The sequence below is a fragment of the Sphingopyxis panaciterrulae genome (assembly GCF_014199295.1).
GTDB classification, from domain to species: Bacteria; Pseudomonadota; Alphaproteobacteria; order Sphingomonadales; family Sphingomonadaceae; genus Sphingopyxis; species Sphingopyxis panaciterrulae.
In genome coordinates, this window is sequence record NZ_JACIJH010000001.1 from 627,748 (window position 1) to 650,756 (window position 23,009).

The 23,009-nt window shown below is 63.9% G+C and carries 22 protein-coding genes; 13 read left to right on the forward strand and 9 right to left on the reverse strand.

The window, feature by feature from the left end:
• Positions 1-57 precede the first annotated feature (57 nt).
• Both FHR21_RS03015 and FHR21_RS03020 read right to left on the reverse strand, forming a co-directional pair.
• On the reverse strand, positions 58-1,194 hold the full coding sequence (locus FHR21_RS03015; protein ID WP_184095136.1) for an HlyD family secretion protein: 1,137 nt from the start codon (positions 1,192-1,194) through the stop codon (positions 58-60).
• Positions 1,191-1,775 (reverse strand): MarR family winged helix-turn-helix transcriptional regulator, encoded by a 585-nt coding sequence (locus FHR21_RS03020; RefSeq protein WP_246427001.1) that lies wholly within the window; start codon positions 1,773-1,775, stop codon positions 1,191-1,193. Before FHR21_RS03020 ends, FHR21_RS03015 begins: the two co-directional genes overlap by 4 nt.
• On the opposite strand from FHR21_RS03020, the gene FHR21_RS03025 reads away from it, so the two are divergent.
• From FHR21_RS03025 to FHR21_RS03040, 4 genes are all read left to right on the forward strand, one after another.
• Positions 1,774-2,421: a 2-hydroxychromene-2-carboxylate isomerase gene (locus tag FHR21_RS03025; protein WP_184095138.1), complete on the forward strand. Its 648-nt coding sequence runs from the start codon at positions 1,774-1,776 to the stop codon at positions 2,419-2,421. The genes FHR21_RS03020 and FHR21_RS03025 overlap by 2 nt on opposite strands.
• Positions 2,418-2,870: a GFA family protein gene (locus FHR21_RS03030; RefSeq protein ID WP_246427002.1), complete on the forward strand. Its 453-nt coding sequence runs from the start codon at positions 2,418-2,420 to the stop codon at positions 2,868-2,870. The genes FHR21_RS03025 and FHR21_RS03030 overlap by 4 nt, the downstream gene beginning before the upstream one ends.
• Positions 2,867-3,622, forward strand: coding sequence for an alpha/beta fold hydrolase (locus FHR21_RS03035; RefSeq protein WP_184095140.1), 756 nt, complete (start codon positions 2,867-2,869; stop codon positions 3,620-3,622). Before FHR21_RS03030 ends, FHR21_RS03035 begins: the two co-directional genes overlap by 4 nt.
• A 74-nt stretch (positions 3,623-3,696) precedes the next feature.
• On the forward strand, positions 3,697-5,550 hold the full coding sequence (locus tag FHR21_RS03040) for a M2 family metallopeptidase (RefSeq protein ID WP_184095142.1): 1,854 nt from the start codon (positions 3,697-3,699) through the stop codon (positions 5,548-5,550).
• Between the two features lie 277 nt (positions 5,551-5,827).
• Here FHR21_RS03040 and FHR21_RS03045 read toward each other — a convergent pair whose 3' ends face one another.
• Complete coding sequence (locus tag FHR21_RS03045) at positions 5,828-6,283, reverse strand: Rrf2 family transcriptional regulator (RefSeq protein WP_184095144.1); 456 nt, start codon at positions 6,281-6,283, stop codon at positions 5,828-5,830.
• A 393-nt stretch (positions 6,284-6,676) separates the two neighbouring features.
• Here FHR21_RS03045 and FHR21_RS03050 point away from each other — a divergent pair, with 393 nt between their 5' ends.
• The 7 genes from FHR21_RS03050 (at position 6,677) to FHR21_RS03080 (ending at position 13,912) form a co-directional block, all read left to right on the forward strand.
• Positions 6,677-7,699, forward strand: coding sequence for a multicopper oxidase domain-containing protein (locus tag FHR21_RS03050; protein WP_338113052.1), 1,023 nt, complete (start codon positions 6,677-6,679; stop codon positions 7,697-7,699).
• An 11-nt stretch (positions 7,700-7,710) separates the two neighbouring features.
• Positions 7,711-8,412: a c-type cytochrome gene (locus FHR21_RS03055; protein ID WP_184095148.1), complete on the forward strand. Its 702-nt coding sequence runs from the start codon at positions 7,711-7,713 to the stop codon at positions 8,410-8,412.
• Positions 8,412-8,801 (forward strand): c-type cytochrome, encoded by a 390-nt coding sequence (locus tag FHR21_RS03060; RefSeq protein ID WP_184095150.1) that lies wholly within the window; start codon positions 8,412-8,414, stop codon positions 8,799-8,801. Before FHR21_RS03055 ends, FHR21_RS03060 begins: the two co-directional genes overlap by 1 nt.
• Complete coding sequence (locus FHR21_RS03065) at positions 8,783-9,751, forward strand: multicopper oxidase domain-containing protein (protein ID WP_246427004.1); 969 nt, start codon at positions 8,783-8,785, stop codon at positions 9,749-9,751. Before FHR21_RS03060 ends, FHR21_RS03065 begins: the two co-directional genes overlap by 19 nt.
• Positions 9,752-9,928: 177 nt before the next feature.
• Positions 9,929-12,196: a TonB-dependent receptor gene (locus FHR21_RS03070; RefSeq protein WP_184095154.1), complete on the forward strand. Its 2,268-nt coding sequence runs from the start codon at positions 9,929-9,931 to the stop codon at positions 12,194-12,196.
• Positions 12,193-13,587, forward strand: coding sequence for a PepSY-associated TM helix domain-containing protein (locus FHR21_RS03075; protein WP_184095156.1), 1,395 nt, complete (start codon positions 12,193-12,195; stop codon positions 13,585-13,587). The genes FHR21_RS03070 and FHR21_RS03075 overlap by 4 nt, the downstream gene beginning before the upstream one ends.
• 58 nt (positions 13,588-13,645) lie before the next feature.
• On the forward strand, positions 13,646-13,912 hold the full coding sequence (locus FHR21_RS03080; RefSeq protein WP_184095158.1) for a hypothetical protein: 267 nt from the start codon (positions 13,646-13,648) through the stop codon (positions 13,910-13,912).
• Positions 13,913-14,119: 207 nt separating this feature from the next.
• Here FHR21_RS03080 and FHR21_RS03085 read toward each other — a convergent pair whose 3' ends face one another.
• Together FHR21_RS03085 and traA are read right to left on the reverse strand one after the other, a co-directional pair.
• Complete coding sequence (locus FHR21_RS03085; protein ID WP_184095160.1) at positions 14,120-14,824, reverse strand: DUF6118 family protein; 705 nt, start codon at positions 14,822-14,824, stop codon at positions 14,120-14,122.
• A gap of 9 nt (positions 14,825-14,833) precedes the next feature.
• The gene (gene traA / locus FHR21_RS03090) at positions 14,834-17,773 is read right to left on the reverse strand and encodes a Ti-type conjugative transfer relaxase TraA (RefSeq protein ID WP_184095162.1); all 2,940 of its coding nucleotides are present in this window, start codon (positions 17,771-17,773) and stop codon (positions 14,834-14,836) included.
• A gap of 173 nt (positions 17,774-17,946) precedes the next feature.
• On the opposite strand from traA, the gene FHR21_RS03095 reads away from it, so the two are divergent.
• Together FHR21_RS03095 and FHR21_RS03100 are read left to right on the forward strand one after the other, a co-directional pair.
• Positions 17,947-18,252, forward strand: coding sequence for a conjugal transfer protein TraD (locus FHR21_RS03095; RefSeq protein WP_184095164.1), 306 nt, complete (start codon positions 17,947-17,949; stop codon positions 18,250-18,252).
• Positions 18,253-18,256: 4 nt separating this feature from the next.
• Positions 18,257-19,261 (forward strand): TSUP family transporter, encoded by a 1,005-nt coding sequence (locus FHR21_RS03100; protein ID WP_420825262.1) that lies wholly within the window; start codon positions 18,257-18,259, stop codon positions 19,259-19,261.
• Between the two features lie 74 nt (positions 19,262-19,335).
• Here the strand turns inward: FHR21_RS03100 and FHR21_RS03105 are convergent, their stop codons facing one another.
• The 4 genes from FHR21_RS03105 to FHR21_RS03120 form a co-directional block, all read right to left on the reverse strand.
• Entirely contained in the window at positions 19,336-19,794 is a 459-nt protein-coding gene (locus tag FHR21_RS03105) for a MaoC family dehydratase (protein WP_184095166.1), read from the reverse strand.
• Between the two features lie 43 nt (positions 19,795-19,837).
• A complete protein-coding gene (locus FHR21_RS03110; RefSeq protein ID WP_184095168.1) occupies positions 19,838-20,824 on the reverse strand; it encodes an NAD(P)H-dependent flavin oxidoreductase in 987 nt (328 codons plus the stop codon).
• An 86-nt stretch (positions 20,825-20,910) separates the two neighbouring features.
• Positions 20,911-21,972: a phosphotransferase family protein gene (locus FHR21_RS03115; protein ID WP_184095170.1), complete on the reverse strand. Its 1,062-nt coding sequence runs from the start codon at positions 21,970-21,972 to the stop codon at positions 20,911-20,913.
• On the reverse strand, positions 21,972-22,967 hold the full coding sequence (locus FHR21_RS03120; protein ID WP_184095172.1) for an NADPH:quinone oxidoreductase family protein: 996 nt from the start codon (positions 22,965-22,967) through the stop codon (positions 21,972-21,974). The genes FHR21_RS03115 and FHR21_RS03120 overlap by 1 nt, the downstream gene beginning before the upstream one ends.
• Positions 22,968-23,009: the final 42 nt, after the last annotated feature.

The following is a 23,009-nucleotide window of genomic DNA, read 5'->3' on the forward strand; positions in this document are numbered from 1 at the left end:
CCTGAAGGGGAGAGGGCGAGGGTGGCTAGGTGTTAGACGCATCACGCGCACCGGCCCTTATTTGCACCCGCCCGACGTGATGACCTTCACCTCGGTCGACAGCCCCGCGATCATGTCGCGTTTCGCCACCTCGTCGAAGGCGATGCGGACCGGCACGCGCTGTGTGACCTTGACCCAGTTGCCCGTCGCATTCTGCGCCGGCAGCACTGAAAACTCGCTGCCGGTGCCGGCGCCGATGGTCTCGACATGGCCGCGCACCTTCAGTCCCGGATAGGCGTCGAAGCGCATCTCGGCGGGTTGGCCGACGCACATGTCGGCAAGGTCGGTTTCCTTGAAATTGGCCTCGACCCACGGATGCGCCGTGTCGACCAGCGTCACCGCCGGCAGGCCCGCGACCATCATCTGGCCGCGCTGCAGCCGGTCGGATTCGGCCACGCGGCCCGCGCTCGGCGCGCGCACCTCGGTACGGCCCAGGTCGACCTCCGCCTGCGCGCGCTGGACGCGCGCCGCCGCGATCTGCGGATTGGTGCTGCCGCCGCCGGTCGCCAGCTTCGCGCGTGCCTCCGCGGCGTCGGCCTGCGCCTGGGCCAGGCTGGCCCGCGCCTGCTCGACGGCATGGCGCGACGCGTCATAGGCGGCCCGCGTCGTGAAGCCCTTTTCCATCAGCGCCGCCTGGCGCTGGAAATTGACCTCGGCAAAGGTAATGTCCTCTTTGGCCTTGGCGATGTCGACATGGGTCGTCGCGAGGCTCGCCGACAGATTGCCGACATCGACCCGCGCCGAATCGATCGCCGCATTCGCCTGGGCAACCGTCAGCGCATAGGGTTTGGGGTCGATGCGGAACAGCAACTGCCCTTTCGCCACCTCCTGTCCCTCGCGCACGGCAACCTCGGTGATCAGCCCGCCGACTTCCGCCGCGACCGACACCTTGTCCATCTGGACATAGGCGTTGTCGGTCGACACCGATCCGCCGCTCAGCAGCCAATAGCCGACGCCGCCGGCCAACAGCAGCAGCGGCAGACCGAACATCAGCAGGCGGGTGCGCCAGCCTGGCTTCGCATCGGCGTCGGTTTCCGGCGCCGGCGCGGCCGGGACCGGATCGGGCTTGGGCGCCGCCTTGGCGGGGCGGACCTCTTCGGCACGCGGCGCACGCTTGCCGGTTTCGGGTCGGGTGGGGGAAAGCTGATCCGTCATACGTTCTCTGTTTGGCTTTCTTTTGTCGTGTCGCGGCGCGACAGGTTGCAACGGACACGCCCGACCAGCGCGATCAGCTGGTCGCGCTCGGCCGCGCTCAATCCCTCGGTCGCCTCCTCGCTCACCTTGTCGGTCGTCCGCCGCATCTCGCCCAGCAACGTGCGGGCGCGCGGCGTCAGGTAAAGCTGCCAGGCGCGGCGGTCGGTCGGGTCGGCGTGGCGCTCGACCAGCCCGGCTTCGGCCAGCCGGTCGACCATGCGCGACAGGGTGATCGGCTCGACCTCGATCAGCTCGGCAAGCGGGCCTTGCCTGACACCTTCGTGACGCTTGAGATAACTTATCAGCCGCCATTGCAGGGCCGTGATCCCGCTGCCCTTCATGCGCGCGTTGAATGCGCGGCGGAAAAGGCGCGCCGTATCGTTCAGCAGAAAGCCGATCGTCTCGTTCATGGCAGCGCATATAATAGCAACTGCTATATAATCAACCACACGCTGCGCGGCCCATTCTATAACTTCCATTCTGGTGTAAACCATTCCGACAATGCTTGCGCCGCGCCGCATTTTCGGCAGGATATGGGGCATGAGTCTCTCCGCCGACCTCTTCTGGTCCTTTCGCTCGCCCTATTCCTATCTCGCGATCGGCCGCTATCGCGCTTTGGCGGCGAGCCACGACCTCATCGTCAACCTGCGCCCGGTCTATCCGCTCGCGGTTCGCCAGCCCGATTTCTTCGAGCGCAACCACCCGAACTGGCTCAGCTATACGATGCGCGACATGATCCGCGTCGCGCAGTTCCACGGCATCCCCTTCGGCCCGCCGCGCCCCGACCCGATCGTCCAGAATGTCGCGACGCGCGAGATCGCGGCGGAGCAACCCTATATCCATCGCCTGACGCGCCTCGGCCAGGCGGCGTCGCGGCGCGGCAAGGGCCTCGCCTTCTGCGACGAGGTGGCCCAACTCATCTGGGGCGGGGCGAAGGACTGGCACCTCGGCGACCATCTTGCCGGTGCCGCGCGGCGCGCCGGCCTCGACCTGGCCGAGCTCGATGCCGAGGCGGAGCGCGACGCCGAGGAACTCGACACCGAAATCGCGGCCAATCAGGTCGCGCTCGAGATCGCCGGCCATTGGGGCGTGCCGACGCTCGTCTTCGATGGTGAGCCCTTCTTCGGCCAGGACCGGATCGAGATGGCGAAGTGGCGGATGGAGCAGAAGGGGCTGCAACCGCGATGAGTGCGGCGGCTGTGCCGATGGCGGGCGGTTGCCAGTGCGGAGCGGTCCGCTTCGCGAGCGCCCACGACGGACGCGACGCCTATTGGTGCCATTGCCGCATGTGCCAGCGCGCGCTCGGCAATGTCGGGGCCGCCTTCTGGAACGTGCCGAAGGAAAGTGTGACCTGGACCGGCGCCGAGCGTGCGATCCACATGTCCTCGCCCTTCGGCGCGCGCGGTTTCTGCCGCGATTGCGGGACGCCGCTCAGCTTCCACTACGTCGACGGCCCGAACATCGACCTGGCCGTCGGCGCGCTCGACGATCCGGGCGCGGTGCGACTGACCAGCCATTTCGGGGTCGAGAGCCGCCTCCACGGCTGGACCGGCGGCCAGGGGCTGCCCGAAATGCGCAGCGAGGATCACAAGCCCTTGCAGGAGCGCTGGGCGAAGGTCCACAAGCCCGACGCATGAGCATAGAACCCCAATTTTTCGACGCGCGCGACGGCGTGCGGCTGGCGTGGCGCGAGATGGGCGAAGGCCCCTCGGTCGTGCTGCTCCACGGTCTGTTTTCGAGCGCCGAGGTCAACTGGATCAAGTTCGGCACCGCGGCGCGCATCGCCGCGGACGGCTATCGCGTCATCATGCCCGACCTGCGCGTCCATGGGTCGAGCGAGGCGCCGCATGAGGCGGGGCATTATCCGCCCGATGTGCTCGTCGACGACCTCGAGGATCTGGTCGCGCACCTCGGCCTCGTCGATTTCGACCTCGGGGGCTTCTCGCTCGGTGCCCGCACCAGCGTCCGCGCCGTGGTCGCGGGGATGCGGCCGAAGCGGCTGATCCTCGGCGGCATGGGGCTCGCGGGGCTCGCCGGCTGGCAGCGGCGCGGGCAATTCTTCAAGCGCGTGATCGCCGACTATGAAACCGCGAAGCGCGGCGACGACACCTGGCTGTCGATCCAGTTCATGAAGACGATGAAGGTCGATCGCATCGCCGCCGGCCACCTGCTCGACAGCTTCACCGACACCGCGCCCGACGCGCTCGCGGCGCTGACGATGCCGGTTCTGGTGGTGTGCGGCGACAAGGATCAGGACAATGGCTCGGCCGAGGAACTGGTCGCGGCGCTGCCCGACGCGCGGCTCGCGACGATCCCCGGCACCCATATGTCGAGCGTGACCGAGCCCGAACTCGGCGAGGCGATCGCGGCCTTCCTGACCACCGCTTGACCCGGTTGGCGGTGCGGTCCAGATTGCCGGCCATCGCGCCAGAGAGCGCCACCATCATCCAGAGGACGCACCCCATGAAAGCCATGATTTCGACCCTGTCGCTTGCGATGTCGCTCACGCTCGCCGCGAGCCCGGCCATCGCGCAGGACGCCGCGCCCGCCGCGGCCGAGGCGGCGCCCGCCGCCGCTCCCACCGCCGCCGACGCTGACGCCTTCATCACCGCCGCCGAAAAGGATCTGTTCGACTATTCGGTCGAGGCGAGCCAGGTGAACTGGGTCAATTATAATTTCATCACCGAGGATACCGATGCGATGGCGGCGCGGATCAACGCCGTCGGCACCGAAAAGTCGGTCCACTATGCGCTCGAAGCCGCCAAATATATGAACGTGCCGGGGCTGAGCGCCGACACGAAGCGCAAGCTCAATATCCTGCGCACCGGCCTCGTCCTCCCCGCGCCGACGACCGAGGGCGCCGCGACCGAGCTCAACCGGATCGCGACCGACCTGTCGTCGCAGTACGGCAAGGGCAAGGGGACGCTCGACGGCAAGCCGATCTCGGGCTCCGACATCGAGGCCGAGATGGGCAATCTCGACCATACGCCCGCCGAATATGCCGAGATGTGGACGAGCTGGCACGACAATGTCGGCGCGCCGATGAAGGACGATTATGCCAAGATGGTCGGCATCGCCAACGAAGGCGCGAAGGAACTGGGCTTCAGCGACACCGGCGCGATGTGGCGGTCGGGCTACGACATGTCGCCCGAGGAGTTCGCGAAGACGACTGAGCGGCTGTGGCAGGAGGTCAAGCCGCTCTACATGGCGCTTCACACCTATGTCCGCTGGAAACTCAACGAGAAATATGGCGACGCGGTGCAGCCCAAGACCGGCCCGATCCGTGCCGACCTGCTCGGCAATATGTGGGCGCAGGAATGGGGCAATATCTATCCGCTCGTCGCGCCTCCGGGCTCGGGCGACCTCGGCTACGACATCGGGGACCTGCTGCAGGCCAAGGGCAAGACGCCGCTCGACATGGTCAAGGCGGGAGAGAATTTCTATTCCTCGCTCGGCTTCGCGCCGCTTCCCGAGACATTCTGGAAGCGCAGCCTGTTCGTGAAGCCCGCCGACCGCGAAGTCATCTGCCACGCTTCGGCGTGGGACATCGACAACAAGGACGATGTCCGCATCAAGATGTGCACCAAGGTGAATGCCGACGATTTCATCACCATCCACCACGAACTCGGCCACAATTATTATCAGCGCGCCTACAACAAACAGCCCTATCTCTACCTCAACGGCGCCAATGACGGTTTCCACGAGGCGATCGGCGATTTCATCGCGCTGTCGATCACGCCGCAATATCTGGTCGATATCGGCCTGCTCGACAAGGCACAGGTGCCCGGCGCCGACAAGGATATCGGCCTGTTGTTGCGGCAGGCGATGGACAAGGTCGCCTTCCTGCCCTTTGGCCTGCTCGTCGACCGCTGGCGCTGGGGCGTGTTCGACGGAACGATCCAGCCCGCCGACTACAACAAGGCCTGGACCGACCTGCGCCGGCAGTATCAGGGCATCACGCCTCCGGGCGAACGGCCGGCGAACGCCTTCGACCCCGGCGCCAAATATCATATCCCCGGCAATACCCCCTATTCGCGCTATTTCCTCGCGCGCATCCTGCAGTTCCAATTCTATCAGGCGGCGTGCAAGCAGGCGGGGTGGAAGGGGCCGCTCCACCGCTGTTCCTTCTATGGCAACAAGGCGGTCGGCACGAAGCTGAACGCGATGCTCGAAATGGGCGCGTCGAAGCCCTGGCCCGACGCGCTTCAGGCGTTCACCGGCACCCGCGAAATGTCGGGCAAGGCGATGGCGGACTATTTCGCGCCGCTGAAGGCGTGGCTCGACGAGCAGAACAAGGGCAAGCCGTCGGGGTGGTAATCGTCGCCGCTGCGACGGGAAGAGGGCCGGAGAGGCGACTCCCCGGCCCTTTTTTGTTTCTGCGCGGGAGCGTCCATGTCGGCTTCGGGGCGGAGAGTTGACATCCCCACCTTTGTCATTCCCGCTTTCCCAGGCACACCTTTGTTATAATTTTATAATGGTAGCGATCTGATGCATCCGACTTGTCCATTCCTGGGCCACGTTGCAAACTTGTCCCTCACTTCCATCAGCAAATGGATGCATCAGGGATAGAACGACGATCGACATTCGACATGTCTTATTGGCGTTCTTCGCCGAGACCGATTCTCAACAGGGGCTGCTGGGTCATTAGGCGTCGCATCGCATCACGGTCGGTCAGTAGATCCGCAACGCTGTAGGTGTCGAAGACATTCATCATAGCCTGCATGCCCTTTGCCAGAACGCCCGTTAGGCCGCAGGCAGGCGACAGGGAGCAACCAGAACATTCGGCTAATTCGAAACCTTCTTCGGTTCGTCGCACGACTTCGCCGACACTGATTCGATCAGCCGGGCGTGCCAGACGCATACCTCCTGAACGCCCCCGCACCGTCTCGATGAAGCCGTCATGAGCCAGCGCGTTTGCGACCTTCATCAGGTGATTATGAGACACGCCGTAGGTGCGCGAAATTTCACCGATCTTACACAGGCGTTCATCGTGAAGCGCGAGATGGATCAAGACCCGAAGCGAATAATCCGTATAGCGGGTGAACCGCACATACTTCTCCTGAACGGGATTATCCCGACGGTCGTCAATAGACGAATGCGTCCGACCGGTCCAGTCGGCGCATCGCCATCGGCGCCCGCGAGCAGGATTCGAACGTCGAGCTGCCGATCTCTTTGATCATCGGATCTCGAAACCAGGCATGAATCAATCGGGAAGCAGCAATGCGGCGAGGCCGTATTCTGCGCTTGCCGCGCGTCCCGGCAACATTCCGATACATAAATTTGGATCGGCGGAATCTTATTTGCTGGACAGGCAGATTTGGCGGCCATATAAAATATGTATCTTAAATACATCTTATAAGGATGCATGATGACGCATATCACGCGACGCGATGCCGTTTTCAAAGGGTTGGGGGCGGCCGTTGCGGTTCCGGCATTGACTGCCGTGGCATCCGATGCCGCTGGAAAAGACAGAGGCGCCGCTGCTGGAAAGCCGCGCGGACAGGCGGCGCAGCACAAGTTCGAAATGAACATCGAGGAAACCCGAATCACGCTGGTCGGGCAGCAGACGTTCCAGACTTTTGCCTATGCCGGCCAGGTTCCCGCACCGCTGTTTCACGTCCGCGAGGGGGATCATGTCGAGGTCGTCCTCAACAATCTGACAACCCTTCCCCATACGATCCACTGGCACGGCCTGTTGCAGCGCGGGAGTTGGGAGATGGACGGCGTTCCCGACATGACCCAACTTGGCATTCAGCCCGGCGACAGCTTCACCTACAAGTTTGTTGCCGAACCGGCGGGGACGATGTGGTATCATTGCCACGTCAATGTGAACGAGCATGTCGCGACGCGCGGCATGTGGGGGCCGTTCATTATCGATCCCGTCAAACCCGCGCCGATCGAGCGCGACGTCACGGGTGACTATATCCTGATGTTTTCGGAGTGGGCGTCGTCATGGGCCGACAAGCTCGGCCAAGGTGGCATGCCGGGCGACGTGTTCGACTATTTCACGATCAACGGTAAATCCTTCCCCGAAACGCAGCCCATCCGCGTCAAGGAGGGCGACGTCATTCGTCTGCGCATGTTCGGCGCCGGCGGCGGTTTCCATTCGATCCACATCCATGGACATGTGTTCCAGATCGTCTTCAAGGACGGCCATCAGCTTCCCGCGCCGATCAACGCCGATACCGTGCTTGTCGGCCCCGGAGAGCGATACGACATCATCCTGCGGTGCGACAATCCGGGCCGCTGGATGATCCACGACCATATCGACAGCCATACAATGAACGGCCACACGCCACATGGCGGGGTAATGACGCTCATCGAATATGACGGCATCCCGCGCGACCAATCCTATTACCACTGGGCGCACAAGGAGTTCGTGCCGGACTTCTATTACGAGGAGAGCCTTCGCAAACCCCACGGCATCCATACGAACCCCAATTTCAAAGGCACCCCGGTCGCTTGAGGAGACGCACGATGAAAGGTTCATTGATCTTGGCGGCGAGTGCGGGGGTCGTTCTCCTGGCGTTTGCCATCCGCCCGACCGCCGTGGATGCCCAGGCAGCGGGGTCCGAACTGGCCAGCCAATGCGCATCGTGCCACGCTTTGACGAAGCCGGCCGAGGTTACGGTGGACCGCCTGTGGACGCGGAAGGGCCCCGACCTCTGGTATGCGGGCGACAAGTTCAACAAGGAATGGCTCGTCGCGTGGCTGCAAAAGCCGACCGTCATCCGCCCCGGCGGCGTGCTGTGGTTCAAACACGCCAAACCCGGCGAGCCCCGCGACACGATCGACACGGCCGCTGTCGAGAAGCATCCCGCTGTGGATGCGGAAACCGCGACGAAACTGGCTGACCAGCTGATGCTCTTGAAGAGCGGCGGACTCGTTACAGAAGGGGCGTTCAAGCCTGAATCCGCCAATGCGGCGATGGGCAAGCTAGCCTTTTCCAAGCTGCGCGGCTGCATCGCTTGCCATCAGAGCGCAGCGGGCACAGGCGGGCTTTCCGGGCCGGAGCTTTATGACGCGGGCCAGCGTCTGCGGGCCGATTATGTCATCGCCTATATGAAGGACCCGCAGCAGTTCGATCCCCATATCTGGATGCCGACGCTGACGCTGTCCGAGCCCGATCTTCAACGCATCACGGGCTATGTCATGTCTCTTGGAAAGGAGGACAAGTGATGATCCGTTTCGGGATCGCGATGCTCGGCCTGGTCGCGATGACCGGCGCCATCGCCGTTCATCAACCCGCCACCGCAGGAAGCGACAATCCCAGGATCGCGGCGTCGGCGCATCTTTACGACACCTATTGCGCCCAGTGCCACGGCGTTCAGCGCAACGGCAAGGGGGTGAACACCGTCGGCCTGTCGGTTCAGCCGCGCGACCATAGCGACACGGCGGGCATGTCCTCTCTGCCGCGCGACCAGATGATCAAGGCCATATCGGAAGGCGGTGGGGCGGTGAACAAATCGGCACTGATGCCATCCTGGTCCGCCGTTCTGTCCAAGGAACAGATCGAAGATATGGCCGACTATCTCATCTATGTCTGCAAATGCGACACAGCCCAGTAAATTGCTTCAAAACAGGGGATATTTTTATGCGTAAATCCATATTGCTCGCCGCTTCGGCGATCATGGCGATGGCCTGTCAGCCCGCCTTCGCCAAAGAGGTGACCTTGACGTTGAACGCCAAGGAAGTGATGCTTCCCATCGACAACAAGGGGACCATGCAGGCGTCGTGGACGTTCGAGGGGCAGGTGCCTGGCCCGCTGCTTCGGGTGACCGAAGGCGATACCGTCACCATCGTCCTGACCAACGACGCCGCCAACAAGAATTCGCATTCGATTGACCTGCACGCCGCGCGCGTCGACGTGATTCAGGATTTTGAAGCAATCAAGCCGGGCGAGACCAAGACATTCCAGTTCGTCGCGACGCATCCGGGCGCCTTCTATTATCATTGTGGGTCGGACCCCATGTATCAGCATATCGCCCGCGGCATGTTCGGCGTCATCCTGGTCGACCCGAAGGATCCGAACGCACTTCCCAAGGCCGACCGCGAATATGTTCTCGTTCAGTCGGAAGTATACGCCAACCCCGACGATCTTCATTCGATCATGAAGTCCGATTGGTCGAACGTTGTCTTCAACGGCGTCGCGTTCAAATATGACCCTGTGCACGACCCGGCGGCGACCAAGATGCTGGTCGCAAAGCCAGGTGAACGGGTGCGCGTCTATTTTATCAACGCCGGACCCAATGAATTTTCCTCGTTCCATCCGATCGCGGGCATTTGGGACGCGGTCTATCCGAGCGGTAATCCCGCGAACAAAAAGGTCGGGATGCAGAGCATGGTGGTCGGCCCCGGCGACGGCGCAACCTTCGATCTGATTTCGCCCGTCGAGGGAGCGAACGTGATCGTCGATCACTCGATGGCCCACGCACATACCGGCGCGATGGCGGTCGTCATGTTCTCGAACGATGCCGATCCGGCCATGGGGCGAGGCGATCTGATCCTGGTTCCCTGACCTCGCTCCAGGAGCGGATGTCCTTTCCCCCGTTCCGGCTTTCCAAGCGATCCTTGATCCTCGCCGGAGAGCCGGAACACCCCTCTCGACATCGCCGCGCCCGCCGACTTCAGTCGGCGGCACGCTGTTCGCGGTGCCCGCTGAACAACGAACGCAGTAGAAGGACCATCAAGGTTCATGCTCCGACTTCCAATCCCAGTCGGCCTCGTCGCCAGTGCGTTCTGCATCTCCGTTCCGGCCGCCGCTGCCGAAGCCGTCGACGATGACGCCGTTCGCGCTTCGCCGTCCGTCATCATCGTCACAGCGCAACTCGAAGATCGCGAGTTACAGGACCTCAGGACGCCCGCGCTCGGCGTCGCCGTCGGCGGTGAGCAGATCGCGGCGATCAACGCGATAAATGCCGAGGATGTGGTGCGCTACGCGCCCGCGCTGATCGTCCGCAAACGCTATATCGGCGATGCCAACGCAACGCTGTCGTTCCGTAACATGCACACGACCCAGACGCCGCGCGCGCTGGTGACGGTAGACGGCTTCACCATCTCCAACTTTCTCGGCGCCGATTTCTTTACCGCGCCCAAATGGGCGGTGCTGGCCCCCGACGACATCGCGCGCGCGGAAATCATCTATGGGCCGACGTCGGCGCGCTATTCGGGCCATTCGATGGGCGGGACCATGCTCGTCAAGACCCGCGAGATCACCGAAACGGCGGCACACCTGAACGCGCAGATATTCGGCCAGAATTACAAATACTACAAAACCGACGAAGACCTGCTCGGCTGGTCGGTCGACGCCGGGTTCGATTTCGTTCTGGGCGATCGCGGCGGCATCTCGGTTGGCTACCGCCATTTCGAGAATGAAGGGCAGCCGCAGGAATGGCGGACGGTCAGCGCCTCGTCGCTTTATGGCGATCAGGCCATCGTCGACAGCGAACTCTCTTTCCTGCGGATCGGCGCGCAGGATTCGACAGTCGATTCCACCGAGGATCAATTCCGCCTGCGCGCGCAATATGATCTTGGCGGCGGCTGGGAATTGCGCGGCCTCGCGGCTCTGCTCGTCAATCGGGAAGATATGTTGAACCCCAGGAGCTTCCTGCGCGATGCCAGCGGCGCGGAAACCTTCGTCGGCATCGGCGGCGTCAATAGGGGAATCGCCGGATCGACCGAATTGCTTGCGGGCATCGGTCTGTCGGGCGAGGCGGCGGGCTGGAGCCTCGACCTGTCATTCAGCCGGTTCGACGTGCTGAGCAATCGGGAACGCCGCTCCGACAATTTCGACATCGTGACGGGCGAACGCCCGAATAGCGGGCGGCTGGCGACCAATGACGCCGGGTGGAACAGCTTTGAGGGCACGGCGGAACGCCGCTTCGGCGCGCATGCGCTGGCGCTGGGCCTATCCTATGCGGGCTATGCCGACGACAACCGCGTGCACGCCACGTCCGACTGGCGGCGCGCCAGCGTGACCAGCCTGCGCGATGCATCGGGCGGCGAGACCCGGCTGCTCGGCGCGTTCGTCGAGGATGCCATCGCCTTAGCGCCAAGGCTGACGGCGACGCTCGGTCTGCGTTATGAAGGCTGGCGCGCGTCGGGCGGCTTTCTGACGAACGGCGGTGCGACCCTTCGCTATGCCAAACGGAGCCGCGATGGCTGGTCGCCCAAGGCGGCGCTGAGCTTCAAGCCCGACCACCATAGCGAAATCGTCGCCTCGGCCGCGCTCGCCACACGTTTCCCCACGGTGCGCGAGCTCTATCAGGCCGGGTTGGTCGCGTATGGCCCCAATGTCGGGGACCTCGACCTCAACGGTTTCAACCCGGACCTTGAACCTGAACGCGCGATCGACTTGCAACTGACGGCGGCGCGCCGGATCGGTAAGGTCAAGGTCACGCTCTCGGGCTACCGGCAGGACGTCAAGGACACGATCTTCTCGCAGAGCATCGCCATCCCCGATGCGGTGATGGGCGATCTGACGCAAGCCACGCTGATGACCAACATCGGCAAGGTCCGCACCTGGGGGGCGGAAGCGATCCTGTCGGCCGACAACATCCTGATCGACGGGCTATCGTTCGATGCGAACGCTTCGTGGATCGATGCGGAGGTGACGCGCAACCCGCTCAATCCCGCGCTGGTCGGCAACAAATTCCCGCGTGTGCCCAAATGGCGGGCGAACGCCAGCGTCCGCTACAGCCCCCGCGCCGACTGGACGTTCGCCGCGAATTTCCGCCACCAGAGCACGCCGGATCGCAATATCGAGAACAACGGCACGTCGCGGTGCGACACTTTCTATTGCGTCTCGACCTTCGCCTTCGTCGACCTGAAGGCGATCAAGCGGTTCGGGAGCTTCGAGCTGTCGGCGGGCGTCGACAACCTCCTCGATGAAAAAGCGTTCGTCTATCACCCCTATCCGGGGCGGACCATCGTGCTCGGCCTCAAGTGGAACACCGGGCTATGAGCGCGCGAGATCCGCGGCAGCCGCTCTACGCCACGATTTGGCGCTGGCATTTTTACGCCGGGCTGCTCGTCGTCCCCTTCGTCCTGCTGCTGGCCATGACCGGCGCAGCCTATCTGTTCAAGCCGCAGGTGGAACGATGGGAGGAACGCGCCTTCCAGGGCCTGCCGACCACGCACGCTGTCACGGCGCAGGCGCAGGTGGCGGCCGCGCTGACGGCGTTCCCTGGCGCCCGCTTCGCCAGCTATCGCCTGCCCGAACGACATGGCGACGCGGCGATGATCCATCTCGACCAGCGCGACGGCCGCACGCCGCGCGACGTGTTCGTATCTCCTCAGGGCGCGGTGCTCGGCAGCATCGCGCCCGGCGCGCGCCTGATGGAATGGGCCAAGCGCATCCACGGGCAATTATTGCTCGGCAAGCGCGGAAGCTGGATCGTCGAACTGGCGGCGAGCTGGGCGCTGGTGCTCCTATTGTCGGGGCTTTACCTCTGGTGGCCGCGCGGCCGCGGGCTTGCCGGAGTGGTGTGGCCGCGCTTCGGCGGCGGGCGGCGTCTGTTCTGGCGCGACCTGCACGCGGTCACGGGATTCTGGGTGTCCGGCCTGGCGCTGGTCCTGCTCGTCACGGCGCTGCCCTGGGCGGGAGTCTGGGGCAGCGCCTTCAAGGCGGCGCGGACCGAAATGGGCTGGGTCAAGGGGCCGCAGGACTGGACGCTGGGGGGCGAAGCCCCGGCGCCGGGCGGCGATGCACACGCCGGGCACGCCGCGCATGGTGGCGCCGCGATGGCGCGCAGCATGTCGATGACCGCCACCGGCGCCCCGCAGGCCGGTCTGGATATGATCGTCGCGAAAGCCGAGGCCGAGCATCTCGCCTTTCCCGTGATCGTCACGCCGCCCGGCGCACCCGGCTCGCTCGGAGCGACGGGCGTCATGACGTGGACGGTCCGCTCGGACGCGCAGAACAGGCCGCTGCGAACGAGCATCACCTATGACCCGGCGACGGGCCGAGAAATCGGCCGCGACGGCTTTGCCGACGATCATGTGATCGACCGCGTCGTGGGATATGGCATCGCGTGGCACGAGGGGCAGCTGTTCGGATGGATGAACCAGCTCATCGGCGTGCTGACCGCGATCGGCCTCATCGTCATGGCGGTCAGCGGTTTCGTCCTCTGGCGTCGGCGCAGGCCCGCGGGGATGCTGGGGGCGCCCCCGCCCGCCCGCGCCCCCGCGCGCATTGGTGGGGTCGTCGCGATCCTGCTGCTGCTGGCCGCCATGCTGCCGCTGCTGGCGATTTCGCTGATGGCGCTCTGTCTGTTTGAGTGGCTGGTGCTCCCGCATTTACCGCAGGCGGCGCAATGGCTGGGAGCGCCATCGCGCAACGCCGCCGTAGGGTAGGATCTGAGGAGCCGCAGCCCATATGTGCAACGATTCGAGAGGTTTGGCGAAACAGCCGATGGACGACGAGCTTTACATATTGAGCAGGATCGATTTGCCCGCAGCGCTTGATACGCTCGATGATCGCATCATAGGCGCACTGTCGATCCGCAGGCGTGAAGGTGTGGCGGCGCGTCGGCTTACGGCGCTCGTGGCTTTTGTTTCGCTTGGTATTGGTATCGTCGCCGGAAGCGCGACTCCTCAGTCGGTGGTCGCGGCGAGTCCGCTTAGCCCCTTCGGTCCCCCGAGCGCACTGACCCCTTCCGTCTTGCTGGATGTGCAGTAAGGAGACCCTTGCGCCGTCTTCTTCTCGGCAGCGATATGCTCGAACGCATACGCCGTCATTGCTATGCGCCCTTCAACTCATTCCTCCATTGCCTTCACGCGCGCCGCTATGCGTTCATGAAGACCTGCGTGACCCGGCTGGAGGTGATCCGTCGTTCTGACAGGGGGCGTAGAGGTGACTTTGCGTTCGCTTGACGCGCCACTTGGGTCAAGGTCGCCGGTTCCTCACCCTGATCATGCAACGCACTGGCTGCTTGGCCTTGGCGGCCCGCTGTAAGCAAGCGTCGATGGCCTCTCGGTTCGCCTGTCGCATGTCGGCGGCGTCAACGATAGCCTGCCAGCCTTCTGGGTTCCCGGCCTGCATCAGCCGGGTTCCCGCTTCCCATAGCGTCGACGCGCGAACGGTGCGCGCCGCGATGCGCTCGGGTAGATGCCAGCTTGTCGGCAGGATGCGCGCAACGAAGCCGGGAAGCGCGGACCACAGGAGGCACCCGGCGAGCAAGCCGCCGCCGACATACCACCAGCGGAGTCGCTTTTGCTCGTAGATGGTGTTGGCCGTGCCGATGATCGCCCGCAGATCGCGGATGGCCTCGCCACGCTCCCGCTTCGCAGCCCCAATCAAGACCTCGTCGTCGCGCCGCGCTCGCGCCGCCGCCGCCGTCATCCGCGCCTCGAAGTCCTCCGGAGTCATCTGCATGGCGGGCTGGCGCTCGATGGAGACAAGCCGGTTCGCCATCTCGCCGAGCGTCTTGCTGTAATCGGGAATGTCGATTTCGGCCTTCTCGGTTGCCAGATGCTCAACCGCGCGGCGCATCATCGCCATTTCGCCTTCGAGGCGAGTGAACGCCCGCGTCGCCGGATCGGGGTCTGGCTCATCATAGGGCAATCGGGGTAGCTGTCTGTCGTCGGTCATATCGTCCTCCTATCGGCTCATGCCAAGGTTGCGTCCGTGATCGAACGGCACCGAGTCCGCGAGATCGCGCGCCACGCTGCGGCCCATCGCCGCATCGATGCCCAATTCCCGAGTGCGTCCGCGCAGCAGCGATTCGACCTGCGCGTCGCGTTCGAGGCTTTTCGCCATGCCCGCCATTTCCTGCCCGACGCGCTTCGCGCCCCGGAAATCGCCGTCGCGGCGCAAGTCGTCGTGCGCCTGCCGGAGCTGCTTCCAGCCCTCGACAAAGCGGTCGGCGCGCTGGAACGGATCGGCACGCAATTCCGCTTCCTTGTTCATCGCCTGCACCGCGGCCTGGCTACGCCCCGCCGCGGCCTCGCGAATAAGCTCCGGCTGGCGCTGGAGGGCGTTCTGCAAGTCGGTGGATGCGTGAGGCCGGATCGCGTCCAATGCCTCTCCTGCCCTGTTCAGGGCGTCGTGCTGGTGAGGCAGCACCGGCAAGCCCTGATCGCGCATCCGCGCGATGTCATCGACAGCACGGGCATAGCGTTCGACGGCGCGGCGCTGGCCGGTGGCATGGGAGGGCTGGGTCTGCGCCTGTTCGCGCGTCCGTTCTGGCGGACGGAAGCCCGCGAACATACCCTGCTCACGCGGCTGACCGGGCAGCGAGAGGCGCAAGCCGTCGAAGATCCCGCGCGCCTTCTCTGCACCCGCGCGGGCGATGTCCGCGATGCGTTCGCCAATGCCGCGCCGCTCGGCGAACTCCTTGGCCGGATCGACGCGGGCATAATCGCTCGCCATGTCTTTCGCGCGCTCGCGGGACAGGGTGCGGGCAAGCTGGGCATCGTCCTTGAAGTCGTCGCGGCCATAGTGAAGGGCCAAGCCGTCGCGGTGGCGGGTCATGCCGACATAGCTGCTATGACGGTCCATGCCGGGTGTCGCCAGCACATGGCCACGGTCCACCGTCATGCCCTGCGCCTTGTGGATCGTGGCGGCATAGCCGTGATCGAAGTCGCGATAATCCTTCGTGTCGAAAGCGACGCTGCGGCCGTCATCGGTGCGGACGGTCATGCCCTGCTGATTGACCTGTTCGACGGTGCCCAGCGTGCCGTTCTTCACTTCAAGGCCGCGCTCATTACGCAGGAACATGATGCGGTCGCCCGATGCAAAATCCCGTTCGCCGCGCTCGACCTTCATGCGAACATCGTCGCCCAGTTCGCCCGCCGCGCGCATCCGGTCGCGGGCGGTGTCGTTGAGTTCGCGCACCTCGTCATTGGTATGGGTGAGAATGATCCGGCTGGCGTCTGGGTTCGCTTGCCGGTCGCGATCCCACCGCTCGACAAGCTCGGTGCGTGCCTGTTCGCGCGTCTCGGCGGTGTGAACCATGCCGCGCTCGGCGTAGGCGTTGATCGCCTCGCCGGTTCGGCCGGTAGCAAGATGCCGGGTAGCGTCCTGCTGCCAGCCTTCATGCTGGCGGCGGACCTCCGTGATCTCGACGCCGCCATGCCGTTCGTGGATCGCCCGGAACGCCGCGCCCGCCTCAATCGCTTGCAACTGCTGCGGGTCGCCGACGAGCACGACCTTGGCGCCGGCGTCGGCGGCATGGGACAGAACGCGTTCCATCTGGCGCGTGCCGACCATGCCAGCTTCGTCGATGACGAGAACATCGCGGGCGGTAAGCATATCGCGCCCCTGCGACCAGCCATGCTCCATGCTGGCGATGGTCCGCGACGCTATGCCGGAGCCATTCTCCAGCCCTTCGGCAGCGATGCCCGACAGCGCGACGCCGCGCACATTGAACCCGGCCTCTTCCCATGCCTCCCGCGCCACGCCCAGCATTGCGCTCTTGCCGGTCCCGGCATAACCGACGACGACGCTCAAATCCCTGCCCTCGGTCACATGGTCGAACGCCGCGCGCTGCTCGCCCGATAGGTCCAATCCGTGCGCCGCCGCCGCGCGAAGCGCGCCCTCCCGGTCGCTCTCGCGGACGCGATGACGTTCCCGCTCGGCCATCAATTCCGAAGCGCGCTGCAACCGCTGTTCGGTGTCGATCATATCGCGGCAGGTGAAGCGATCTTCGCCGCGCCCGTCCTTGCCGAGTTCGATCAAGTCGGGCGAACCGCGAACAGCGCTCATCGCCCGGTCGTATTGATCCTTCCCGTCGGTGTGGCTATGCACGAACATCGCAAGGTCGCGATTGGTGAACGTCGCCTGATGGTGGGTGATTGCGTCGAGCGCGACACGCGGCTCCGCGATGATGCGTTCGCCGTTGCGCTGCGCGACGGCGCGATGATCCTCGATGCGCTCGGACTCAAGACCGCGCTCGCCCATGCGCGCCGCTGCGGGGCCGATCTTGTCTTGCGGCTCAAGGTCGATGCCCTGCGCTTCCAGCGATCGGTGATCTATGCGGGCGTCAATGTCGAGTTCGGCAAGGCGGGCGTTGACATGATCGGCCCAACGCTCGCGCCATTGCTCGACAAGTTCGGTGCGGTTCCAGTCGCGGACCTTTTGCGCGAACCCGCCCTCGCTGACTTCGCGCATGGTGAGCATGACATGGGCGTGCGGCTTCGCCATGCCGTCCGCGCCGATGTCCCAATGCACATTCAAATCCGCAATCATGCCGCGTTCGACAAACTCGGACTGGACGAAATCGCGGGCAAGCTCGATGCCATCGGCCTTGGCCATCTCGCGCGGAATGGAAAACTCTATCTCGCGGGCAAGCTGCGCGTCCTTGCGCTTCTCGGTCGCCTCGACGTCATTCCAGAGGCGTTCGCGGTCGCGCCACTGTTCGGGCGCACCTTCTGGCAGCATGATCTCGCTATGCTCGACGCCCGACTTGGCGCGGAAATCATGGTCGCGATCCAGCCGCTCGTCGTGCAGGCGTTCGCCAGCCCGATAGGCGGCTGCGGCAACGGCGCTGCGCCCGGCAGCGCGTCCGATGACTTTCGCGGAGAAGTGAAAGATCGCCATGACGGCAATCCATCTACGCCACCAAGCGCACGTCGGCACGACGTATAAGCGCGCCCTTCTCGAATAAATTCCGAGCAGGGACTAGGCGGTGTCAGGCTGTCCCGGCGACTCTACTGCATCACGGGTGCTGCTCTTCTATCATGGCTGCATCGACACTCAATGGAGACTTGGTCATGCGTAAACCCCGCGACATCGATTCGGAACTGAAGGCGCTCGAAGCGAAGGCGAAGACCCTCAAGGAACGCCGCGTTCGCCAACTTGGCGAACTCGTTATTGCCACCGGCGCCGAAGCGCTCGACCCTGATCTGTTGGCCGGCGCGTTGCTCGCTGCCGCCACGACGAAAGATGCCGGCGTGAAGGAAGGTTGGCGCAAGGCGGGCGCGGCGTTCTTTCGCGGCAACGAGCGCAAGCCTGCGCCGCGATCTGAACGCGGGCCGGAGGGCACTCTCCCGTTCGATCGCGGCGCGGCATCGGCTTGAAGCGGTGAAAACGCGAAGCGACATGCGCGGGTGGCAGATCAAGCGGCGCGAACGCACGCGCCAGCTCATCGAGCTCGGCGGTCTTGTCGTCAAAGCCGAGCTAGTCGAGCTCACCGATGACGATCGCGCGCTGCTTTACGGCGCCTTCCTGTGGATGGCCGACAAGCTGCGGAGCGACCAGGGCGATCACGCCGCTGCTCTGTGGAAGCGACGCGGGAAGCGTGCGTTCGAGGCAGAGGCGTTGCCCGACTCCGGCCCGTCTGCCATATTCGTCGCCGCGGGCGCCGGGATGCTTGGCGGCGCGATGAACGCGCTCGCCGGCGGCGGAACGTTCGCCACGCTGCCCGCGCTGATCGCGCTTGGATTGCCGGCGAATATCGCCAATGCCACATCGAATGTCGCCCTGCTCCCCGGTGCCGGAACGAGCGCCTGGGCGTATCGGAACGAACTCGGGCCGGTCGCCGGCATATCGGTTCGCCCGCTCGCGGCGCTGACCTTCGTCTTCGGGTTGGTCGGAAGCCTGCTTCTCGTCCTGACGCCGACCGAGACGTTCGACATTCTCATCCCCTGGCTGCTGCTTTTTGCTTTCGCTGTGACGGCGTTCGGCAAACGCGCCGCCGACTGGCTGCACGCGCGCGTTACCATCGGCCGACCGACGCTGCTGGCAGCGCAGGTGCTGCTCGGCATTTACGGGGGCTATTTTGGCGGTGGTGTCGGCCTGATCACCACCGCGCTTTACGGCCTGCTCGCGAATATCCGCCCGCGCGAACTGTTCGCGATCCGCACCACGATGCTGGCGGTCGCCAACCTCGCCGCGGCGTTCATATTCATCGGCTTTGCGATGGTGTGGTGGTGGGCGTGCGTGCCGATGCTGCTGGGCTCGATCGCCGGCGGCTGGTTCGGTGCGCTGATCGGCAAGCGGCTTTCACATCGCGCCGTGCGCGTGTGGACGCTGCTGCTCACCGGCTTCACGACGATCATTTTCTTCGTGCGAGCCTACGGCGCGTAAAGATGGCCCAGACACGATGATGCATGGGAAAGTCCAGCCAGTGAGGCACTCAAGTCACCGATGTCTTGATCACGCTACAAGAAATATTGGCTCAACCATTCAGCCATCAGGGCGGGTTTTGCCTCTCCCTCGATTTCAACCGAAAATTCGAGAGTCTGTTGCCACTGACCCGGCCGTTTTTCTTCGAGCTCGAGCAGCTTGAAATGGCCGCGCACGCGTTTACCTGAACGGACGGGCGTCAAGAAACGAAGCTTGTTACAGCCATAGTTGACGCCCATCTTCACACCTTCGGGGCGCGGACAATCCGATTTTTCGATCATGTCGGGATAGAGCGAAAGGGTCAGAAAGCCGTGGGCGATGGTGCCGCCGAACGGAGTCGATTTCGACCTTTCAGGATCGACATGGATGAATTGGTGATCGCCGGTCGCATCGGCGAACTTGTCGATCATGGCCTGATCGATCCGAATCCATTCGGAGGTACCAATCCGACCGCCAATCAGTTCCTTCATCTTTTCGGATGGAAGTGATGCCATTTCTCATTCCTTTAGTTGCTGTTCCCATATAGTCATGCTGACCCTACGCCGCCGTGCGTATGATGCGGTCGGCGGCGGAGGTCATGATTTTGCTGGCTTGCGACACGATTGTATCGACGAGGCTGTTACAGTCGGGGATATCCTGAATTAGTCCCTGGCTCTGCCCAACCGCCCAAGCGCCGCCATCGACATTCCCCCCGGCAATGACCTCCGCGCGGGCGCGGGCGCCGGAGACAAGGTCTCGAACGGCATCGATGCCCAGGTCACGGTTCCGCTGAATCTCGACGACCTTCTGCGAGACCGCATTGCGCGCGACACGTGACGTGTTGTGCAAGGTCCGGTTGATCAACATCGTATCCCTCTCAGTGCTGGACACGATATGCCGCTTGATGTTCTCGTGGATTCCCGATTCTTTCGTCGCCATGAAGCGGGTCCCCATATTCACCCCTTCGGCCCCCAGCGCGAGGGCAGCCGCCAGGCTGCGGCCATCCGCCATTCCCCCCGACGCGATCACCGGCACGCGCACAGCGTCGACCGTCGCCGGAAGGAGGACAATCAGGCCAACGTCATCCTCGCCGGGGTGTCCGGCACATTCGAAACCGTCAATCGAGACAACGTCCACTCCCAGCTTTTCCGCTGTGACCGCGTGACGAACGCTCGTGCATTTGTGGATGACCTTGACGCCATTGGCCTTGAGGAAGGGGAGGTAATCTGCCGGACTACGGCCTGCGGTCTCGACAATCCTCACACCGCAATCCACGATAGCGCGGCAATATTCGTCGTAAGGGATTGGATCGAACGACGGCAACAGCGTCAGGTTTACGCCGAACGGCCGGTCAGTAATCGCCCGGCATCGTCCGATTTCGTCGGCGAGATCATCGGCCGTTCGCGAATGATGCGCGGTAATGAAACCAAGCCCGCCTGCGTTCGCCACGGCCGCCACCAGCGGGGCGTATCCCACGCCCGTCATGCCGCCCATGACAATCGGGGCTTCGATTCCGAACATATCGGTAATGGCGGTCCTAATCATTTCACACTCCTCCCGAATTTTTCGCGCCACGCCCCCTCTCCGCCCGCATGACGAGGTTGCGGGTGAAGTCGACGTCTCTGAACCACCTAGCTTTGAACGACCGTCTTTTGAGCGAAAGCCCAAGCGCTTTCGGCAATCAGCGGAACACGTGATCCCGTCACGTCGGCCGTTGCGCCGGATGCGTTCCCATCGAGGAACCGCCGCCTGATGCCCTGGGTAATTCCAAGTTGGCGAAAACGGCAGAAGGCGAAGTACCAGTTGAGGTCGGCCATATCGCGCTGCGCGCCGACCATTTGTCCGTATCGGGCCACCATCTGTTCGAGGGTCGGAATACCCGTTCCGGGACCACTGATGCCAGCTAGGCCCGCATGACCGTCAACTGGTGTGACCCAGTTGATCAGGAAATAGCTCAGATCGGCCAGCGGGTCGCCGATCGTTGACAACTCCCAATCGAGAACGGCCTCAATACGTCTGCCGTCATGCGAAAACATAAGGTTGTCGATGCGATAGTCGCCATGCACGATTGTGGTTCGTTGCTGCCTCGGCATCGTGCGTGGCAGCCAGTCGATCAGCTTTTCCACATCCGGCAAATCCTCAGTCTGTGAAAGGCGATACTGCCTTGTCCAGAGCTGAACCTGTCGCTCCAGATAATTCCCGGCCTTGCCGAAACCAGCCAGCCCCGAACGTTCGTAGTCGATGTCATGAAGTTCGGCGAGGCGATCGACGATCTCGAAATAAATCGCCGTGCGCTGTTCGATGTCGCAGCCGGGTAACGCCCCATCCCAGAAGGTCGCTCCGTCGACCATCTCCATCACATAGAAGACCGAGCCCACAACCGACTCATCTTCGCAAAGCGCAAAGGGTTTGGCGACGGGATAGCCCGTGGGATGCAACGCGGCCAAAAGCGTATATTCCCGTTCGATGGCATGCGCCGACGGCAGCAATTTCCCAAAAGGCTTTCGGCGAAGGACGTAGCATCCACTCCGGGCAGCGATCCTGTATGTCGGATTGGACTGCCCAATCGCAAATTTCGTATAGGTCAGGGGTCCCACAAAACCGGGGATATTGTCAGCGAGCCAGGCCTCAAGTCTCGTGATCTCCAGGTCCTGAATATCCTGGACAGCCGCCGTCCCTTCATTCCCCGACATCAGGGCGCAACGACGAGTTTGCCGACGGCGCTGCGGTCGCCGAGCTTGGCAATGGCCTGGCCGCCGTCGGCGAGCGCGTAGGTGCCGGTGACGCGCGGCTTGATCTTGCCCTGCTCCCAAAGCTGGAACAGCCGCGCGATATTGGCGCGGTTGCGGTCGGGCTCGCGCGCGACGAAAGCGCCCCAGAACACACCCGCGACGTCGCAGCTCTTGAGCAGGGTCAGGTTGAGCGGCAGCCGCGGGATGCCCGCAGGGAAGCCGACCACCAGATAGCGCCCCTCCCACGCGATCGAACGCAGCGCGGGTTCGGCATAGTCGCCGCCTACCGCATCATAGATGACGTTGGCGCCGTTCGGGCCAACCGCTTCCTTGAACCGGTTCGCAAGCTCCTTCGACTGATCCTTGTCGAACGGCTGGCGGCCATAGACGACGACTTCGTCGGCGCCCGCCTCGCGCGCGATCGCCGCTTTCTCCTCGCTCGACACCCCGGCGACGACGCGCGCGCCGAATGCCTTGCCGAGCTCGACCGCCGCGATCCCGACCCCGCCCGACGCGCCGAGCACGAGCAAAGTGTCGCCCTCGCCGATATGCCCGCGATCGACAAGCGCGTGGATGCTGGTGCCATAGGTCATCAGTAGCGAGGCGCCCTCGGCGAAATCATATCCCTCGGGCAGGTGATAGACATTGTGGACACCGACCGCGACCGCTTCGGCCATGCCGCCGTTGCCGCAGCCCGCGATCACCCGGTCGCCGACCTTGAACCCGGTCACGCCCTCGCCGATCTCGGCGACCAGTCCCGCGACCTCGCCGCCTGGCGCGAACGGGCGCTCGGGGCGGAACTGATATTTATCCTCGATGATCAGCACGTCGGGAAAGTTCACCGCGCAGGCCTTCACGTCGATCACGATCTGGCCCTTGCCCGCGGTGGGGCGCGGCAGCTCGCCAAGGGTCAGCGTTTCAGGACCGCCGGTCGCGGTCGACAAGAGAGCCTTCATCTTCCTTCTCCTTTTTATGCTGTGCTCGTGCCGCCGTGGGCC

Excerpts from the sequence above, each read along its gene's own strand:
- FHR21_RS03085 (WP_184095160.1), bottom strand. The coding sequence starts at position 14,824 with ATGACCGACGACAGACAGCTACCCCGATTGCCCTATGATGAGCCAGAC.
- FHR21_RS03115 (WP_184095170.1), bottom strand. The coding sequence starts at position 21,972 with ATGTCGGGGAATGAAGGGACGGCGGCTGTCCAGGATATTCAGGACCTG.
- FHR21_RS03025 (WP_184095138.1), top strand. The coding sequence starts at position 1,774 with ATGAGTCTCTCCGCCGACCTCTTCTGGTCCTTTCGCTCGCCCTATTCC.
- FHR21_RS03075 (WP_184095156.1), top strand. The coding sequence starts at position 12,193 with ATGAGCGCGCGAGATCCGCGGCAGCCGCTCTACGCCACGATTTGGCGC.
- FHR21_RS03030 (WP_246427002.1), top strand. The coding sequence starts at position 2,418 with ATGAGTGCGGCGGCTGTGCCGATGGCGGGCGGTTGCCAGTGCGGAGCG.
- FHR21_RS03035 (WP_184095140.1), top strand. The coding sequence starts at position 2,867 with ATGAGCATAGAACCCCAATTTTTCGACGCGCGCGACGGCGTGCGGCTG.
- FHR21_RS03110 (WP_184095168.1), bottom strand. The coding sequence starts at position 20,824 with ATGATTAGGACCGCCATTACCGATATGTTCGGAATCGAAGCCCCGATT.
- FHR21_RS03105 (WP_184095166.1), bottom strand. The coding sequence starts at position 19,794 with ATGGCATCACTTCCATCCGAAAAGATGAAGGAACTGATTGGCGGTCGG.
- FHR21_RS03120 (WP_184095172.1), bottom strand. The coding sequence starts at position 22,967 with ATGAAGGCTCTCTTGTCGACCGCGACCGGCGGTCCTGAAACGCTGACC.
- FHR21_RS03015 (WP_184095136.1), bottom strand. The coding sequence starts at position 1,194 with ATGACGGATCAGCTTTCCCCCACCCGACCCGAAACCGGCAAGCGTGCG.
- FHR21_RS03065 (WP_246427004.1), top strand. The coding sequence starts at position 8,783 with ATGCGACACAGCCCAGTAAATTGCTTCAAAACAGGGGATATTTTTATG.
- FHR21_RS03070 (WP_184095154.1), top strand. The coding sequence starts at position 9,929 with ATGCTCCGACTTCCAATCCCAGTCGGCCTCGTCGCCAGTGCGTTCTGC.
- FHR21_RS03095 (WP_184095164.1), top strand. The coding sequence starts at position 17,947 with ATGCGTAAACCCCGCGACATCGATTCGGAACTGAAGGCGCTCGAAGCG.
- traA (WP_184095162.1), bottom strand. The coding sequence starts at position 17,773 with ATGGCGATCTTTCACTTCTCCGCGAAAGTCATCGGACGCGCTGCCGGG.
- FHR21_RS03055 (WP_184095148.1), top strand. The coding sequence starts at position 7,711 with ATGAAAGGTTCATTGATCTTGGCGGCGAGTGCGGGGGTCGTTCTCCTG.
- FHR21_RS03040 (WP_184095142.1), top strand. The coding sequence starts at position 3,697 with ATGAAAGCCATGATTTCGACCCTGTCGCTTGCGATGTCGCTCACGCTC.
- FHR21_RS03080 (WP_184095158.1), top strand. The coding sequence starts at position 13,646 with ATGGACGACGAGCTTTACATATTGAGCAGGATCGATTTGCCCGCAGCG.
- FHR21_RS03060 (WP_184095150.1), top strand. The coding sequence starts at position 8,412 with ATGATCCGTTTCGGGATCGCGATGCTCGGCCTGGTCGCGATGACCGGC.
- FHR21_RS03020 (WP_246427001.1), bottom strand. The coding sequence starts at position 1,775 with ATGCCCCATATCCTGCCGAAAATGCGGCGCGGCGCAAGCATTGTCGGA.